This is a genomic window from Cryobacterium sp. TMT1-19 (assembly GCF_004403055.1).
Lineage (GTDB): Bacteria > Actinomycetota > Actinomycetes > Actinomycetales > Microbacteriaceae > Cryobacterium > Cryobacterium sandaracinum.
Map to the genome: position 1 here is coordinate 19050 of NZ_SOHB01000007.1, position 16439 is coordinate 35488.

13 protein-coding genes are annotated in these 16439 nt (G+C 68.1%); 6 read left to right on the forward strand and 7 right to left on the reverse strand.

The genetic code is table 11. The features are described from left to right. Positions 1-30: 30 nt before the first annotated feature. Genes E3T40_RS01425 through E3T40_RS01435 form a run of 3 tightly spaced genes read right to left on the reverse strand, consistent with a single transcriptional unit; the run spans position 31 to position 3940 of the window. Entirely contained in the window at positions 31-948 is a 918-nt protein-coding gene (locus E3T40_RS01425; RefSeq protein ID WP_369827914.1) for a carbohydrate ABC transporter permease, read from the reverse strand. After that, a complete protein-coding gene (locus E3T40_RS01430) occupies positions 945-1907 on the reverse strand; it encodes a carbohydrate ABC transporter permease (protein WP_104171508.1) in 963 nt (320 codons plus the stop codon). Before E3T40_RS01430 ends, E3T40_RS01425 begins: the two co-directional genes overlap by 4 nt. After that, the gene (locus E3T40_RS01435; RefSeq protein WP_134542474.1) at positions 1904-3940 is read right to left on the reverse strand and encodes a beta-galactosidase; all 2037 of its coding nucleotides are present in this window, start codon (positions 3938-3940) and stop codon (positions 1904-1906) included. Before E3T40_RS01435 ends, E3T40_RS01430 begins: the two co-directional genes overlap by 4 nt. A 206-nt stretch (positions 3941-4146) precedes the next feature. On the opposite strand from E3T40_RS01435, the gene E3T40_RS01440 reads away from it, so the two are divergent. From E3T40_RS01440 to E3T40_RS01450, 3 genes are all read left to right on the forward strand, one after another. Then, positions 4147-5169, forward strand: a complete 1023-nt coding sequence (locus E3T40_RS01440; RefSeq protein ID WP_104193831.1) for a LacI family DNA-binding transcriptional regulator — start codon at positions 4147-4149, stop codon at positions 5167-5169. A gap of 284 nt (positions 5170-5453) precedes the next feature. After that, complete coding sequence (locus E3T40_RS01445; protein ID WP_134542475.1) at positions 5454-5723, forward strand: acylphosphatase; 270 nt, start codon at positions 5454-5456, stop codon at positions 5721-5723. A gap of 155 nt (positions 5724-5878) precedes the next feature. Further along, on the forward strand, positions 5879-6595 hold the full coding sequence (locus E3T40_RS01450; protein WP_134542476.1) for a Pr6Pr family membrane protein: 717 nt from the start codon (positions 5879-5881) through the stop codon (positions 6593-6595). Positions 6596-7195: 600 nt separating this feature from the next. Here E3T40_RS01450 and E3T40_RS01455 read toward each other — a convergent pair. From E3T40_RS01455 to E3T40_RS01470, 4 genes are all read right to left on the reverse strand, one after another. Then, entirely contained in the window at positions 7196-8647 is a 1452-nt protein-coding gene (locus tag E3T40_RS01455; RefSeq protein ID WP_134542477.1) for an NAD(P)/FAD-dependent oxidoreductase, read from the reverse strand. A gap of 316 nt (positions 8648-8963) precedes the next feature. Continuing rightward, entirely contained in the window at positions 8964-10868 is a 1905-nt protein-coding gene (locus E3T40_RS16815) for a methyltransferase (protein WP_241981631.1), read from the reverse strand. 63 nt (positions 10869-10931) lie between these two features. Next, positions 10932-11780: an SDR family NAD(P)-dependent oxidoreductase gene (locus E3T40_RS01465; protein ID WP_104171514.1), complete on the reverse strand. Its 849-nt coding sequence runs from the start codon at positions 11778-11780 to the stop codon at positions 10932-10934. Positions 11781-11796: 16 nt separating this feature from the next. Continuing rightward, a complete protein-coding gene (locus tag E3T40_RS01470; RefSeq protein WP_104171515.1) occupies positions 11797-12846 on the reverse strand; it encodes a LacI family DNA-binding transcriptional regulator in 1050 nt (349 codons plus the stop codon). A gap of 212 nt (positions 12847-13058) precedes the next feature. Between E3T40_RS01470 and E3T40_RS01475 the strand changes: the two genes are divergently transcribed. From E3T40_RS01475 to E3T40_RS01485, 3 genes are read left to right on the forward strand one after another with little or no spacing between them, the layout of a single operon-like run. Continuing rightward, positions 13059-14318, forward strand: coding sequence for an extracellular solute-binding protein (locus tag E3T40_RS01475; protein WP_134542478.1), 1260 nt, complete (start codon positions 13059-13061; stop codon positions 14316-14318). Positions 14319-14324: 6 nt separating this feature from the next. Continuing rightward, on the forward strand, positions 14325-15419 hold the full coding sequence (locus E3T40_RS01480) for a carbohydrate ABC transporter permease (RefSeq protein WP_134542479.1): 1095 nt from the start codon (positions 14325-14327) through the stop codon (positions 15417-15419). Then, complete coding sequence (locus E3T40_RS01485; RefSeq protein WP_134542480.1) at positions 15416-16324, forward strand: carbohydrate ABC transporter permease; 909 nt, start codon at positions 15416-15418, stop codon at positions 16322-16324. The genes E3T40_RS01480 and E3T40_RS01485 overlap by 4 nt, the downstream gene beginning before the upstream one ends. Positions 16325-16439: the final 115 nt, after the last annotated feature.

Below are 16439 nucleotides of genomic sequence, written 5' to 3' on the forward strand. Positions count from 1 at the left end.
GGGGGTGGTGCAGCTAGGGGGTGAGGCCGGCTACTTCACCGAACCGGCGCTGAGGCCGTTTCGCCAGAAGCGCTGGAGCAGCAGGAAGATAATGATCAGCGGGATGATCGACAGCAGGGCGCCGATCAGAACGTAATCGCGCAGCACGGGGATCTGGTTGACCTGCGAGTTCCAGGCGTAGAGGCCGAGCGTGACCGGAAACAGGGTCTCGTCGCGCAGCATGATCAGCGGCAGGAAGAAGTTGTTCCAGATGGCGACGAACTGGAAGAGGAAGACGGTGACCAGGGCCGGCACCATCATCCGCACCGAGACCGTGAAGAAGGTGCGCAGTTCGCCGGCGCCGTCGAGGCGGGCGGCCTCGATCAGTTCGTCGGGAACGCTGGCCGACGCGTAGATGCGGGAGAGGTAGACCCCGAACGGGCTGACCAGGCTGGGCAGGAACACCGACCAGAACGTGTTGGTCAGGCTGATCTGGCTGAAGATCAGGAACAGCGGCAGCGCCAGCGCCGTGGCGGGTACGAGCACCCCGCCGAGCACGACGTTGAAGATCAGTTCGCGTCCCGGGAAGTTGTACTTGGCCAGTGCGTACCCGCACATTCCGGCGATGATCGTGCCCACGAGGGCACCGCCACCGGCGTACAGCGCGCTGTTGAGCATCCACTTGAGGTAGACGCCGTCGCGGTAGGCCACCAGGTTTCCGATGTTCTCGAACAGGGAGAAGTCGGCGAACCAGAGCGGGTTCGTGCTGTTGAACTGGGATCGGTTCTTCGAGGCCGCGACCAGCAGCCACCAGATCGGCACCAGGAAGTAGATCGTGAAGACGCCCATGACGACCATGGCGCTGACCCGGGCGAACGGGCTCTCGCGCTGGGCGCGCGGTGCCTTCGCCTCGGTTGAACGGATGCCGCGAGCCGGCTTGGCGGGGGTGGTGGGGGTCAGGGTGCTCACTTGGCTTCCTTACGCTGCGTGAACTTCAGGAACGTGAAGGAGAGGATGAACGTGGCCAGGGCCAGCACAACGGAGAACGCGGCGGCCAGGTTGAAGTTCGGGATCGACGAGGTGGAGTACACCGTCAGGTTCGGGGTGAACGTGCTGGTCACGGCCGAGCTGAAGCTGCGGAAGACCTGCGGTTCGGCGAGCAGCTGCAGGGTACCGATGATCGAGAAAATGGCGGTCAGGATGATCGCCGGCATGATCAGCGGAATCTTGACCGACCAGGCGATGCGCAGCTGGCCGGCGCCGTCGAGGCGGGCGGCCTCGTAGAGTTCGGTCGGGATCGCCAGCAGCGCGGAGTAGATGATGAGCATGTTATACCCCACGAACACCCAGGTGACGACGTTGGCGATGGCCCAGAGCACGAGGTCGGCCGAGAGGAAGTTGATGTTCTCGGTGACGGCGCGAAACGGCGACAGATTGGGTGAGTAGAGGTAGCCCCACATGATCGCGGCGATGACGCCGGGGACCGCGTACGGGACGAAGAACGCCAGCCGGAAGAATTTCTTGCCGCGCACGAGCGGCGAGTCCAGCAACAGGGCGAACAGCAGCGCGAGACCGAGCATGATCGGCACCTGCACGGCGCCGAAGGCGAGCACCCGGGTGATCGACTCCCAGAACGGCCCATTCTGGAACACCAGGATGTACTGGGTCAGTCCGCCGAAGACCTCGGTGGCCTGGCCGAAGGTGCCCTCGCGCTCGATCACGAGCAGTGACTGGTAGATCGCGTAGCCGATCGGGACGAGGTAGAACAGGGCGAACAGGGTGCCGAACGGCAGCACGAAGGCGAGGATCGCGCCCGTGTGCTGCACGCGGGGCTTCGCTCCGGGGGCCTTGGCTGGCTTGGCGGCGCGGGGCCTCTTTCGGGCAGCGCTGCCCGGGGCATCCGTCAGGGGAACGGCAGGTGCGCTCATGATGAGGGGTCCTCTCTAATCACGCGGACGGCTCCGGCCGGCACGCGCACGATTCGACCGACGGGTTCGTCGGTGACGAGCTCGTGGCCGGCGGCCGGAAGCTCGACGTCGCCCGAACCGTGGTTGATGATGAACAGATAGCTGTGGGTGGAGCTCACGCGGCGCACGACCTCGATGGCTCCGGTGCGCTCCGGGCCGACCGCGGTGACCCGGGCCTCTTGGGCGATCCTGCGCAGGACGTCCCGCAGGGCGCCGGCCTCCAGCGCGGTGGCGACGTACCAGGCGGTGCCGCCTCCGTGCCGGTTGCGGGTGATGGCGGGGATGCCGGGCAGCGGCCCGTCGATGTAGCTCGCGACCACCTCGGCGGTGTCGACGCGCAGGCGTTCGCTCCACAGGCTCGCGGCGGCGCCGGTGTCGAGAGCGAGAACGTGGCCGGGCAGCAGCGGAGAGAACTCCTCCACCGTGATGCCGAGGATCTCGCGGAACGCGCCGGGGTAACCGCCGGTGCGCACCCGGTCGTCTTCGTCGACGATGCCGCTGAAGAAGGTGATCAGGGCGTGGCCGCCGGCGGCGACGTAGGCGTTGAGATTCTCGGCCTGCGCGTCCGAGACCAGGTAGAGGCACGGGACGACGATGAGGCGGTAGCCCGAGAGGTCGGCATCCGGGGAGACGATGTCGACCGTGACGCCGAGTTCGTGCAGGGCCGCGTAGGCGGCGTGCACCTGGTCGAGGTAGCGCACCGCGTGGGACGGACGGGATTCGCCGTCGCCTGCCCACCAGGATTCCCAGCTGAAGATGATCGCGGCATCCGCGACGACCCGGCTGCCGGTGACCTCGGCAAGACGATCCAGGGTTGCGCCCAGGGCCACGACCTCGCGCCAGAGCACGGTGTCGGTGCCGGCGTGGGGCACCAGGGCGGAGTGGAATTTCTCCGACCCCTGCGGGGAGGCGCGCCACTGGAAGAAGCAGACGCCGTCCGCACCGCGGGCGACGTGGGCGAGGGAGTTGCGGGTCATTTCGCCGGGCGCCTTGGCCAGGTTGTGCGGCTGCCAGTTGACGGCACCGGCGGCCTGTTCCATCAGGAGCCAGGGCTCACCCTGGGCGAGCCCGCGGGTGAGGTCCGCGGCGAAGGCGAGCTCGGTGGCCGGGTCGGCGAGGCGGTGGTCGAGGTAGTGGTCGTTGGCGACGATGTCCATGTCGCCGGCCCAGGACCAGTAGTCGAGGTTGCGGATGTGCGCGGTGACCATGAAGTTGGTGGTCACGGCCACGTTCGAGTGGCGGCGCAGCACCGCGCTCTCGCGGCGATAGTAGTCGAGCAGTTCGGCGGAGCTGAACCGGTGGAAGTCGAGCACCTGGCCGGGGTTGTGGCTGGACAGCGTGAGCCGCGGGGTGAGGATCTCGGCCCACTGGCCGTACCGCTGGCTCCAGAAGGAGGTACCCCAGGCTGCGTTGAGAGCATCGATGGTGCCGTAACGCGCCTGAAGCCAGAGACGGAACGCGGCGGCGGTGTCGTCGCAGTAACAGAGCGCGTTGTGGCAGCCCAGTTCGTTGGACACGTGCCAGAGGGCGATGGCCGGGTGGTGGCCGTACCGCTCGGCGACCTTTTCGACCAGGGCCAGCGCGTGCTCACGGAACACGGCCGAGCTCGGGCACCAGGCCTGGCGACCGCCGGGGAAACGGGTCGTGCCGTCGTCGACGACCGGAAGGATCTCGGGGTGAAGTGTGGTCAGCCACGGCGGCGGCGACGAGGTGCCGGTGCCGAGGTTGACCCGGATCCCGTTGGCGTGGAGCAGCTCGATGATCGTGTCGAGGGTATCGAAGTCGTACTCGCCCGCACGCGGCTCGAGGTGGGACCAGCCGAAAATGTTGATGGCCACCAGGTCGACGCCGGCCTCGCGCATGAGGCGCACGTCCTCGGCCCAGGTCTCGGGACCCCACTGCTCCGGGTTGTAGTCACAGCCGTAGGCGATGCCCTCGTGCACGAACGGGTGGGCCGGGGCCGCACCGTTCGAAGTGGCTGCTCGCGAGTTCATGTGCTCCCTGACTGTGGCGTGCACTTCGTGGTGACGACACCGTGGTGACGACACCGTGGTGACGACTCTGTGCTAACTGTTCTGTGAACGTGCACAGAGTCGGGAGCACAACGCGCCGTTGGGTTTTCTGTGAACGTACACAGAGTATGTATCTCCCGGCGGTCGTGTCAAGCGCGGAGTGCGTGCGGGAGCGTTACAGTTATCAAATGGTGACAATCCCGTCTCGACGCAAACGCGCGACGATCCACGACGTCGCCGTGGAAGCCGGAGTCTCCCGCGGCACGGTCAGCCGGGTCGTGAACGACGAGCCCTACGTCTCGGCGTCGGCCCGCATCGCCATCGAGGCGGCCATCGAGAAGGTCGGCTATGTGCCGAACAACGCCGCCCGAAGCCTGGTCATGCAGCGCTCGGAGGCCGTCGGTTTCATCGTGCACGAGCCGCACTCCCTGTTCCTGGACGACCCCAACATCGGCGGAATCCTACTCGGCGCCAACACCGTGCTCTCCCGCGCCGACTACCAGATGGTCAGCCTGGTCATCGACTCCCAGCGCGACACCGAGCGCGTCGCCCGCTACCTCAGCGGCGGTTTCGTCGACGGGGTCGTCATCGTCTCCGCTCGCCAGGAAGACCCGATCACCCGGGTGATCGAGAAGCTGCGCCTTCCGGCCGCCTTCGTGGGACATCCGCCCGACCTGCGCCAGCTTCCCTTCGTAGGCATCGACAACCGGGCGTCGGCGCGCGCCATCACCGAACGCCTCATGCAGACCGGCCGCACGCGCATCGGCATGATTGCCGCCGCGCTCGACCGCGACTCCGGCGCCGACCGTCTGGCCGGCTTCACGGATGCCCTCGGCGACCGCTTCGACCCGGCTCTCGTGGCCCGCGTTCCGCTGTACACCTTCACCGACGGGGCCCTCGGCATGCGTGCGCTGCTCGAGCGTGACCCGCTGATCGACGGCGTGTTCGCCGCCTCCGACGCGGTCGCGGCCGGCGCCATGGAGGCTCTGCGCCATGCCGGGCGCACCATTCCCGGAGACGTCGGCATCGTCGGCTTCGACGACAGCTCCTGGGCGCTGCGCACCCAGCCGCACCTGTCCACCGTGCACCAGCCCGCCTTCGGCCTCGGTGAGCGGGCGGCCGAGTGCGTGCTGGGCCAGTTGCGCGGCGAGGAGCAGCCGGCCGAGGGCATCCTGCTCGAGACTCCGATCGTCTGGCGTGACTCCGCCTGAATCGGGGGTTGGCGGCGCAGGGCCATGGCGGCAGCATCTGGCTTCGGGCTGGCCGGAGCACTCCGCCTGCGCGTCTCCCCCACCGCGCATGGCTAACCCCCACCCCGCGTGGCTAACTCAGGAGAATGCTCGGGCCGGTTAGGGGCATCCGCGTGTTTCCGTGGGATTTTCGGTGCACGACGGATGCCCGCGCTGGATCTCCTGAGTCAGCCACAGCGCGGGTTGGTGAACGGGCCGGGTGGGCGATGGATGCGGGCTCGCCTGCGGCGGGGCACAATGGAAGCATGGTTCGCAAACAGGTTGTCGTGCGCGGGGTGGTGCAGGGAGTCGGGTTCCGCTACCACACCCAGACCGAGGCGCGCCGACTCGGGCTCGCGGGGCATGTGCGCAACCGCGGGGACGGCGCGGTGGAGGTCGAGCTGGAGGGCGACGCGGCAACAATCTGGGTGATGCTCTCGTGGCTGCAGCACGGCCCGCCGTCGGCCCGGGTCGAGACGGTCGAGGTCACCACGATTCCGCCGCTCGGCGAGACCGGGTTCCGGATCGGCTTCTGAGCGGAACGGCCGGCTGAGCGGCGGCATCCGGTTGATACCGAGGTCAGCGGGCACCCGACCGGCTGGCGTAGCGTGGGAGCATGTGCGCGCGAGCTGCCGATCCCGCTCGGACGGACCCCCCGAAGCGCGTTCACTCGGCGGCGACGAAATCGGGCGTGCGCGCACTCACTGCGGCACCCGTACGCCGGGCCCTCGCCCGAACCTCTCGGACGCCCCCCGTGCACACCGTGCGCCGCGGGTTCGGCATCGGCCGCCTGCTCCTCGCCGGCCTGGGCGTGGTGGCCCTCGCCGGCTACTTCGATTACGTGCTCGGTTTCGCCACGTTTCAGATCTACAACTACTTCAGCTATTTCACCGTGCAGAGCGGCATGGCCGCGATCGTCGCCTTTGCCGCCGCCGCATTCGTCGCATTTCGGCACACGAGCGACCCACCCTGGCTGAGCTGGTTCCGGTTGCTTGTGACGACCTACATCACCGTCTCCGGGATCGTATTCCTGTCCATCGTCATCCAGTCCTCCTCGCTGGACTACACGATCGAGGTGCCCTGGTCGAGCCAGTTGCTGCACTTCTGGATTCCCACGATCGCACTCCTTGACTGGCTGACGGATGCCGGCAAGGCCCGCCTGCCCTGGAAAATCCTGGTCTGGGTTCTCGTGGTGCCCTCGATCTGGGGAGTGTTCACGCTCATCCGCGGGTCGATCGTGGGGTGGTACCCGTATTTCTTCCTCGACCCGGTGCAGGTGCGCGGCCCGCTCGAGACCGTGATCTACTGCCTGGTCGCGCTGCTGCTCTTCACCGCGATCGCCGCCGTACTCACGGCCACGTCGCGGCTGCCCCCGCGGGCGCAGGGGCGCGAACCTACAGCGGCGTGAAGGTGTATTCGCTGGTCAGGTGCTCGCCCCGGCAGGCGCCGCAGTAGAGCACCCCGGATGCCCGCATCGCGAGGACCCGAGTGTGTGCACTGCACGACCTTGGGGCCGCAGCACTGCGAGACCGCCAGGTAGGCGCCGGGGGCGGTGGGTTGGTGCCCGCTCAGGCCACGAATGTGGTGAGTGCCTTCACAGGGCAGGTCAGGGTCGACGTCCAGAAGGACGACGGATTCGCGGTCGATGTCGAGGAGGATATCCATGGGGAGCACAGCAATCGCACGGTCAAGCAGAAAAGTGGAGCAGTCGCCAGCGGGGGTGGTGCATCCCGGTGACGACCGCACTGGGATGGCCGGCGGAACGAGCCCGGCCTGGAACGGAGGCATCCACCGTCAGGAATCCGTCGGCAAGGCCAGTCAGGGTAACGACTGGACCTCTGGGCGCTGCACCACGACGGGCTGCGACTGCATGAGAACGTGCCCCGAATGGGAGCCAGAATTCATCAACTGGACGTTGGCAGGTGAGTACACCACGAATCTCAGAATTAAGACGGGTTGACAATCGCGAGGCTCCGGCCCGGGATTCGGGGAGCGGCGTGGTGCGGACCTACTCCGGGGTCGGGTTGTCGGTCGGCACGGCCGAGTAGAACGGCTCGAGGCTGCTCAGGGCGGCGGCGAGGAACTCGTCGTCGTCGACCTCCGCGAGGCGCAGAGCGGTCTCCGCCGCAACCAGGCCCACCAGCACCGGTTCGCCGGTGAGCGGAACCATGTTGATCCAGACGCGGAAGTCGTCGTCGCCGCCGACCGTGGACCAGAGCGGGGCATCCGTGTCCCAGAACGGCTCGTCGAATTGCAGCCAGATCTTGTCGAGCGTGCCCATGCCCAGGGCCGAGATGGCGCCGCGGTGCGTGAAGGGCAGCGGCGGGTCGAACTCCATCACCGTGGTCTTCAGCACCCCCAGCGGCACGGTGACGACGACCCGGTCGGCGGAGAGCGACTCGCCGGTGCCGAGCCGGAGGCTGGTGCCGGCGTCGCTGTAGGCGATCTTGGTGACCACGCTCGACCCGAGCACGTCGATGCCGTCGCTGAGGTCGGTAAGCAGGGTGGCGAAGCCGCCCAGCACGATACGGTCCTCGCCGGGGTCGGTGTCAGGGTCGGCCTGAGGGTTGGCGTCCGAGTACCAGGAGGACTGCTCCGGAACGGGGCCCCCTGCCGGTGGGTCGAGCACCACCGTGATCTGGTAGTCGAGCCAGTCGGCGTCGGAAACGCCGGTGTCGGCATCCGTCGTCGAGAGCTTGGAGGCCCCCGAATCGGCGAGGGACTGCGCGATGGACACGTCGGTGGGCTGCTCGGCGGCCCAGGCCAGCGCCGTGGCGACCGCCTGCGCGCCGGTGTCGGGCACCTCCACGACCGTGCCGGCCGCGGTGCGGGCCTCCGGCGGATCGGTGAAGGGGGCCGTGGCGACGCCGCGGTCGGTGAGGTCCTCGTCGAGGGTGGTCTGGCCGGTGCGCCGGACGAAAGCCGCGCCGAGCTCGATCGGGAATGGCCAGTCCTTGTCGGTGACGGTGTCGATGCGGCCGCCGATGCGGTCGCGGGCCTCGACCAGGAACACGTCGAAGCCGGCGTCCTGCAGGTCTCGGGCCGCGGTGAGTCCGGCGATTCCGGCGCCGATCACGGCGATGCGCTCCCCCGGGCTCGCCGCTGCGAGCACGTCGCGGGCGGCGCGCTTCCCTGAATCGCGGGCGCCCTGCACCGTGCCCGGCGCGTCGGTGGAGGTGGCCTCACCGGCGAAGAACAGGCGGTCGTCGACGGGCTGGCCGAGCGCGGCGCGCTGCTCGGGCGTGGCGCCCACCGCGGGGTAACTGAAGGAGCCGCGGGCGAACGGGTCGGCCGACCAGGATGTGCGGCGCATGGCCGCCGGCTTTGGGACGAGTGAGGGTGTCGACGTCGACTTGGGCGTGACGGATGCCGAGGGCCGCGGAGTCGGCGTCACGCACGCGGTGAGCGCGACCAGGCTCAGGCCGGAGACTGAGCCGAGCAGAAAGGTTCGTCGTTTCATCGCTGTGTCGGCGCCAGGTATGGCGCCGACGTCCTCCTCTCCGAGCGGGCCGGGCAGTACGACCAAGCTACCGCAGAGCCGGGTGAAGTGGCCGGTCGGGGGGGGTGGGGTGTGGGGTGTGCGCACGTTACTTCGGAGATTGTCGCGACACGCGGCATCCGGCGCCCTGAAATACGGCGTTTCGCGAAAATCTCCGAGTTTGCGTTCGCCGGTGACGCGGTGGCGGTCTAGCGTGCGTTGGTGGCGGGCGGGGTCCTCGTCAGCGCGTCAGCTCACAGCACGTGGCTGGCAGCAGACGATGGCAGCACACAGCACGTCAGGCGAGCGGATGCTGCAGGAAGCCGTCCTCGAGCAGCTCCCGCACGCGCGGGAGCAGGTCCGCGGCGAGCTCGCGCTCATCGACGTCGAGCAGTTGGGCCAGCGCAGCGACGATCGAGCCGACGTCGAGCTCGCCGTCAGAGGCGCCGACCAGGGCGGCGAGGCCGGTGTCCAGCGCGATCAACCGGCCGAAGCCGGTGCCCTGGTGCAGCGTCATCAGGGTGGGGTCCTCCTGGCCGGCCCAGTAGTGCCGTACCTCGGTGACATCGGATGCGACGGCGAGCCGCGCGCGGGCGAGGCGGGCGTCATCCGTTGCCGCGTGCCAGTCGTGGGCGGCGAGGCAAGCGGCAAGATGGCTGCCCATGCCTCCCGGATTGTGGCCGAGGGTGCCGGGGAGGCGTTCGAGCCGACGGAAGGTGGGGGTGCCGGCGGCCGGGCGGCGCAGCAGCATGTAGCCGAAGCCGACCTGACTCACGCCGCGCGCCGCGAAGTCGTCGAGCCAGGCCCCGTAGAGGCGGTCGAAGTCGGCGGTGTCGGAGCGGGTGCCGCCGTCGCGGATCCACGTCTCGGCGTAGAGCGTGGGGGCCTGCACCTCGCGTTCGATGATCCAGGCGTCGAGTGCTGCGGCATCCGTGGCCTGCGCGGTCTCCTGCTGGCCCCCGTGCGCACCCTCGGCACCGGCCCCCGCGGCACCCTCCGCCCCGGCGGCACCCTCGGCCCCGGCGGCACCCTCCGCCCCGGGCGTGTGCGAATTCGACGGAGATTCTGCTCCCAGAGGGGCCAAACGCGCCGAATTCGGGCTGTTTGGGGCAAAATCTCCGTCGAATTCGTCAGGGCGCAGCGCGGCGGAAGCTGGCGATGCAGGGGATGCGACGGGGGCGACGGGAGTGACAGGAGTGACAGGAGTGACAGGAGTGACAGGAGTGACGGGGGCGGCGAGCCAGGCGGCCAGACGCTCGAAGGCATCCTGGCCGGCGTGGTACTCCCAGTTCCCGAGCAGCTGGGCGACGCCGCCGGGGGTGAGATGTTCGGCAGCGCCGCGCACGACCGCCTCGACGAGCGCGTCGCCGACCAGGCCGCCGTCGCGGTATTCGTAGGCCGGCACACCCGGCACACGCGGGGTGATCACGAACGGAGGGTTGGAGATGATGTGGTCGAAGCGCTCCCCCGCGACCGGTTCGAACAGGCTCCCGAGGCGAAACTCGATATTCCCGATCTCGTTCAGCTCCGCGTTGAGCGCGGCAAGCTCCAGGGCTCGCACCGAGATGTCGGTGGCTACCACCCGGTCGGCGTGCCGGGACGCGTGCATGGCCTGGATTCCGCATCCGGTGCCCAGGTCGAGGGCGCTGGCCACCGGGGTCGGGATCAGTAGCCCGGTCAACGTGAGGGATGCCCCACCCACCCCGAGCACATGGCTTTCGCCGAGCGGGTGGCCGAGTGCGAGCTCTCCCGGGTCGGACACGATCCACCAGCTTCCGGCGCCATGCGCGTCGACAAAGCTGTAGGGCCGCAGTTCGAGGAGCGGGCGGAGGGTGCCGGCCGCAACGGATGCACCGGATGCAACAGGGCCGACACTCGGATGGACATCGGCGTCGACACCGGCGTCGACGGATACCGCGAGGCCGAGCTTCTCGGCCCCGGCGGCACCCAGCGCGGGGAGGGCGGCATCGAGATCCGCACGGTCGACGGGCAGGCCGAGCACGAACAGGCGAGCCAGTGTGGCACAGGGTTCGGCGTGCCCGAGCCTCTCCCGGAGACCGTCCAGCCCCCGCAACGCCGGGACCCGCTGGTTGCGGCGCAACGCGGCATCCGCTTCGATCCCCCACAGGCCGGTGAGGGCCGAGACCGAGAAGTTGGCGGCGGCGAGGTCGGCGCGAAGCCGGTCGATCAGTGCAGAAGTCACCCGTCTATTCAACTGCACCGGCTGCCGGACCGGCTGCCGCACCGTCTACCGGACCGGCCGCCGCTACCGGCGCTCCTCCGCCACGCTGTTACCGCCGTCGACGACGATCGTCTGGCCGGTGACGTATGACGCGCCGGGCGAGGCCAGCCAGGCGATCACGGAGGCCACCTCGGCAGCCGTGCCGCTGCGCCCGACGGGCACGAGCGCGCCCTCGACTGCCTCGCTCTCCAGCTGCGACCCGGTCTCGATCCAGCCCGGTGCGACCGCGTTGGCGGTGATGCCGAGCCAGGCCTCATCCACGGCGAGCGCCCGGGTGAGCCCGGCCAGACCAGCCTTCGCGGCCGCATACGTCAGGTCCCCGCGCGACGCCATCACCGGCCCTGACACGCTGGACACTGTGACGATGCGCCCCCAGGCCGCCGCGTGCATGAAGCCGATCACGGTGCGCGTGGCGTGGAAGGCGGTCGATAGGTTGATCGCGAGGCCGCGGTCCCACTCGTCCGGCAACGTGGTGCTCACGTCGCCGTGCAGCATCTCGGCGTCGCCGACCGCGACCATGCCCGCGTTGTTCACCAGAATCGTGGGCGCCAGCCCGGCGGTCGCGAGGGAGTCGGCGAGCACCAGCGCGCCGACCTCGGCGTGGAGGGTGCAGACGATGCCGGATGCCGCGATGCCCCGTTCCGTCAGCTCGGCCGCTCGCTCGTGCACGCGTTCGGTCGTGGCGGTGAGCACGACGTGTGCACCGAGCTCACCCAGCATCCGTGCCGCGGCGAATCCGATCCCGGAGGCACTGCCGGCCCCGGTGACCAGGGCCGTACGACCGGCGAGGTTCCACGCGTCGGGCAGGGCGAAAGCGAGAGGGACGGGGACACCGATAGAAACAGGGAGTCCGACAACCTCGGGGAGAGTCATGGCGCCATGCTAGCGGCTACCGCGGCACGTCCATTGGGATGGCGGCGAACTCGCGCACGACCAGCCGGGGCGTGACCATCCGGTGCCGGGGTTCGGCCGACTCGGGGGCTCCGTGCACCTTGCCGCCGAACTCGCCGGTGAGCAGTTCGAGCACTCCGGCGGCCACCTCGTCCACTGCTTGGTCGACGCTGGAAAGCCCGATCGCGGCGGCGATGGGGGTGTTGTCGTAGCCGGTGACCGGCACACGCTCGGGGTTCGCGATCATCGCCCCGAGGGCGAGCGAGTCGCTCGCGCAGAGCACGGCATCGATCTGGCCGGCGTTCTGCCGCAACTGCTGCATGGCCGCGGTGCCCTGGCTGACGCCGTCAGTGGTGACGATCTCCAGCACGGCCAAGTCCCGCTCCGAAACGTCGCCGCGTTCGATCATCGCGTCGTACCAGCCTCGTCGGCGGTCGTCGCCGGTGCCCGACGGGCTGGGCCAGCCGATGTAGGCGATGCGCCGGGCTCCGGTCTCCTGCTGTGTCCGCGTGGTGGCGTGCAGGCCGGACCAGCCATCCACATCCACCCACAGGTGCTGCGGGTCGTTCATATCGTCGACTCCCCACGGCCGCCCGAAGGTGACGAAGGAGATGCCGTTCTCGATCAGCCATCGGGTGCGTGGGTCGCCGGCGAACGTCGACGTGAGCACGAAACCATCGACATCCGCGCCGTCGTTCAGGCGCCGGAACTGGATGATCTCGTCTTCGGGGCTCGTGGCCGTGAACAGCAGCACCCGCAGCCCCTGGGCGTCGGCCTGCTCGGTCACGGCGTGCAGAAACCGGTCGAGCACCGAACCGGAGATGCCGTCGATCATCGGGTCCAGCCGGATGCCGATGGTCGAGCTGCGCCGCGTGCGCAGCCGGCGGGCGGAGGCGTGCGGCCGGTACCCGAGTTCGGCGATGGCAGCCTCGACCCGCTGGCGGGTGTCGGTGCGCACGATGCCGGGCGAATTCATCACATTCGAGACGGTCTGCCGGGAGACGCCGGCCGCGAGCGCGACATCCGTCACCGTGGGGAACCCACCCATCGCCGCTCCTGCCCCACGCCCTTGCCGGACGCGCCTGCCCCCGTGAATTGAACGATCAAATATTGTTCTGCACAGAATACCGCGTCTCGACGGATCGCGGAAACACGGTGATTAGATCGATCAAAAAAAAGTTTGATCGATCAAATGAATTCAGCTATCGTGACCTTTACACAAGCAAACGCGCATCGATGCGCGACTCAAGGAGAAACAAGATGCAACGACGCAACTCCCGCTGGCTGATCGGAACCGGGCTCGCCGTGGCCGGCGCCCTCACCCTCAGCGCGTGCGGTTCCGGATCCGGCTTCGGCGGCGACACTGCCGATTCGGGCGGAGAGCTCACGAGCGATTCCACCCAGGGGCTCAACATTCTGATCGGTTCCAGCGGCGACGCCGAGACCGCCTCCGTCAACGCCGCCGTGGCCGCCTGGTCCGAGACCTCTGGCACCGACGCCAAGGTCAGCGTCGCCAGCGACCTCAACCAGCAGCTCGCCCAGGGCTTCGCGGCACAGAAGCCCGCCGACGTCTTCTACCTGTCGACGGATGCGCTCGCCGGCTATGCCTCGAACGGCTCGCTCCTGGCCTACGGCGACGATCTGGCCAACAAGGACGACTTCTACCCGAGCCTGGTCAGTTCCTTCACGTACGAGGGCGACTTCTACTGCGCGCCGAAGGACTTCTCGACCCTGGGTCTGATCATCAACGACGACCTCTGGGCTCAGGCCGGGCTGACGGATGCCGACATCCCCACCACTTGGGACGAGCTCGCGGCCGTCAGTAAGACGCTCACGACCGACAGCCAGGTCGGACTCGCCCTCGGCGGCGAATACGCCCGTCTGGGCGCGTTCATGGCCCAGGCCGGCGGCAGCCTGATGAGCGAAGACAACACCGAGGTCACCGCGAATAGCGCGGAGAACGTCGCGGGCCTCGAATACGCGCAGACCCTCCTGAACGACGGGGTGATGAGCTACGCCAGCGAAATCGGTGCCGGCTGGGGTGGCGAGGCGTTCGGCAAGCGGCTCTCGGCCATGACCATCGAGGGCAACTGGATCACGGGCGCGATGAAGAGCGACTTCCCCGACGTCAACTACACGGTCGCCGAGCTGCCTGCAGGCCCGGAGGGCCAGGGCACCCTGCAGTTCACCAACTGCTGGGGCATCGCCGCCGACAGCCCCAACCAGGCCGGCGCGCTCGAGCTCGTCGAACAGCTCACCAGCAAGAATGCCCAGCTCACCTTCTCGGAAGAATTCGGCCCGATGCCCTCGATCAAGTCGGCCGCCGAAGACTGGAAGAGCGCCAACCCCACCCTGGTGGCCTTCCTCGACGGCGCCGACTACGCCAAGGGCGTGCCCAACGTGCAGGGCGCCGCGGATGTCACGAGCGACCTGAACGCCCAGCTCGAGTCGCTGAAGACCGGGGACGCGCAAGCGATTCTCGATTCCGTGCAGAAGAACCTCGAAGCACTGCTGAAGTAGTCCACCATGTCGACGCCTGCACGCACGGCTCGCCGCTCGAATATCCGGGGCGGCGAGACCGCCTCGGGGTGGCTCTTCACCGCCCCGATGATCATCCTGCTCGGCTTGTTCCTGGTCATCCCGGTGCTGATGGCCCTCTGGGTCAGCTTCTCCGACTGGAACGGCCGCGGCAGCCCCTTCAGCGGCACAGTGTCGTTCGTGGGCCTCGACAACTACTCCGCCCTGGTCGGCGGCGGCGGCCTGGCCGAACAGGACTTCGGCACGGCGCTGCGTAACAACGCCTGGTACGTCCTCCTGGTCGTGCCGACCCAGACCATGCTGTCGCTGCTGCTGGCCGTGCTGGTCAACCGGCAGATCCTGCGCGGCCGCGGCTTCTTCCGCACCGCGTTCTACTTCCCGTCGGTGACCAGCTCGGTGGCCATCACGGTGCTCTGGCTGTTCCTGTTCAGCGCCAGCGGCGCCGTCAACAAACTGCTGGCGTTCATCGGCGTCAACGGACCGAACTGGTTCAACGACCCCAGCGGCGTGTTGCACAACATCCTCGGAGCCTTCGGCGTCGAGACCGGCCCGGCCGCGCTCACCGGCAACACGTTCCTCGGAATCTCTTTCTGGGAGTGGCTCGCCGGGCCATCCGTGGCCATGAGCGCCTTCATCCTGATGGCCGTGTTCACCACCAGCGGCACGTTCATGCTGCTGTTCATCGCCGCGTTGCAGAACCTCAGCGGCGACGTCGTCGAGGCCGCCATGATGGACGGCGCCAACGGCTGGCAGCGGTTCTGGCGGGTCACCCTGCCCCAGCTGCGACCGACCCTCTTCACCGTACTCACCCTCGGCCTGATCGGTGCCTGGCAGGTCTTCGACCAGATCTATACCGGCACGCAGGGTGGACCAGGCAAGACCACGCTCACTCCGGCCTATCTCTCCTATCAGGCCGCCTTCACCAACCAGGCCTGGGGCCAGGGCGCCGCGATCGCGTTCATCCTGTTCGTGATCATCGTGGCCTTCACCCTGTTCCAGCGCGCTCTGCTGGCCGAACGCAAGGTCTCCAACCGGCGGATGCGTCCGTATCTGCCGATTCCGACATCCGGAGGTTCGAAATGAGCACCACGGTGAGAACCCGCGAGCGCACCGTCTCTCCCTCCCGACGCCTGCGCGCCCTGGGCCGGGAACAGTTGCCGACCCGCGCGATCGCCGGCCGATCGCTGCTTTACGCGATCCTGATCGTGCTCGCGATGATCTACATCGCCCCGTTTCTGATTCAGGTCGCCACCTCCTTCAAAACGGATGGCGATGCCGCCAGCAATCCCATGTCGCTGCTGCCGCAGACCTGGTCCACGGCCGCGTACGAGAGGTTGTTCCTCAACTCGGACTTCCCGGTCTGGTTCCAGAACTCCGCCATCGTCACCGTCTTCGTCACCCTCGGCCGCGTCTTCTTCAATTCCCTGGCCGGTTACGCCCTCGCGCGGCTGCACTTCCGGGGCCGCACCGTGATCTTCGCGCTGCTCATCGCCGTGATGAGCGTGCCCGGGGTCGTGCTTTTGATCCCGAAGTTCCTGGTGATCAACCAGCTCAGCATCTACGACACCTACGTTGCAATGATCGTGCCGCTGCTCACGGATGCCGCGGGCGTCTTCATCATGAAGAACTTCTTCGAGTCGATTCCGGCGAGTGTGGAGGAGCAGGCCCGCATCGACGGGGCCGGCACCTTCCGGGTGTTCTGGTCGATCGTTCTGCCGATGGCCCGGCCTGCACTGGTGACCATCATCATCCTGTCGTTCCAAGGGTCCTGGAACGAGCTGTCCCACTTCATCGTGGCCACGCAGTCCCCCGAGCTGACGACGCTGACCAAGGGCGTGGCGTCACTGGCCTCCGGGCAGCTCAGCCAGGGCACGCAATACCCACTCAAGCTGGCCGCGGCGGCGATCATGACCATCCCGGTCGCGGTAATGTTCTTCATCTTCCAGAAACGCATCATGAACACCACCGATGGGGCGGTGAAGGAGTAGTCCTTCTCTCCACCCTCTTCCTTCCGTTCCTTCTCTACTTCCGTTCCTTTTGTTCCTTCTCTACTTCTGTTCCCTCTGTTCCTTCTGTTCCTTCTGCAGATCCGCACCACAACCC

What these genes read in the sequence shown, in the direction of transcription:
- E3T40_RS01435 (WP_134542474.1), bottom strand. Translation starts at nt 3,940, where the DNA reads ATGAACTCGCGAGCAGCCACTTCGAACGGTGCGGCCCCGGCCCACCCG.
- E3T40_RS01475 (WP_134542478.1), top strand. Translation starts at nt 13,059, where the DNA reads ATGCAACGACGCAACTCCCGCTGGCTGATCGGAACCGGGCTCGCCGTG.
- E3T40_RS01430 (WP_104171508.1), bottom strand. Translation starts at nt 1,907, where the DNA reads ATGAGCGCACCTGCCGTTCCCCTGACGGATGCCCCGGGCAGCGCTGCC.
- E3T40_RS01485 (WP_134542480.1), top strand. Translation starts at nt 15,416, where the DNA reads ATGAGCACCACGGTGAGAACCCGCGAGCGCACCGTCTCTCCCTCCCGA.
- E3T40_RS01470 (WP_104171515.1), bottom strand. Translation starts at nt 12,846, where the DNA reads ATGGGTGGGTTCCCCACGGTGACGGATGTCGCGCTCGCGGCCGGCGTC.
- E3T40_RS01455 (WP_134542477.1), bottom strand. Translation starts at nt 8,647, where the DNA reads ATGAAACGACGAACCTTTCTGCTCGGCTCAGTCTCCGGCCTGAGCCTG.
- E3T40_RS01480 (WP_134542479.1), top strand. Translation starts at nt 14,325, where the DNA reads ATGTCGACGCCTGCACGCACGGCTCGCCGCTCGAATATCCGGGGCGGC.
- E3T40_RS01445 (WP_134542475.1), top strand. Translation starts at nt 5,454, where the DNA reads ATGGTTCGCAAACAGGTTGTCGTGCGCGGGGTGGTGCAGGGAGTCGGG.
- E3T40_RS01440 (WP_104193831.1), top strand. Translation starts at nt 4,147, where the DNA reads ATGGTGACAATCCCGTCTCGACGCAAACGCGCGACGATCCACGACGTC.
- E3T40_RS01465 (WP_104171514.1), bottom strand. Translation starts at nt 11,780, where the DNA reads ATGACTCTCCCCGAGGTTGTCGGACTCCCTGTTTCTATCGGTGTCCCC.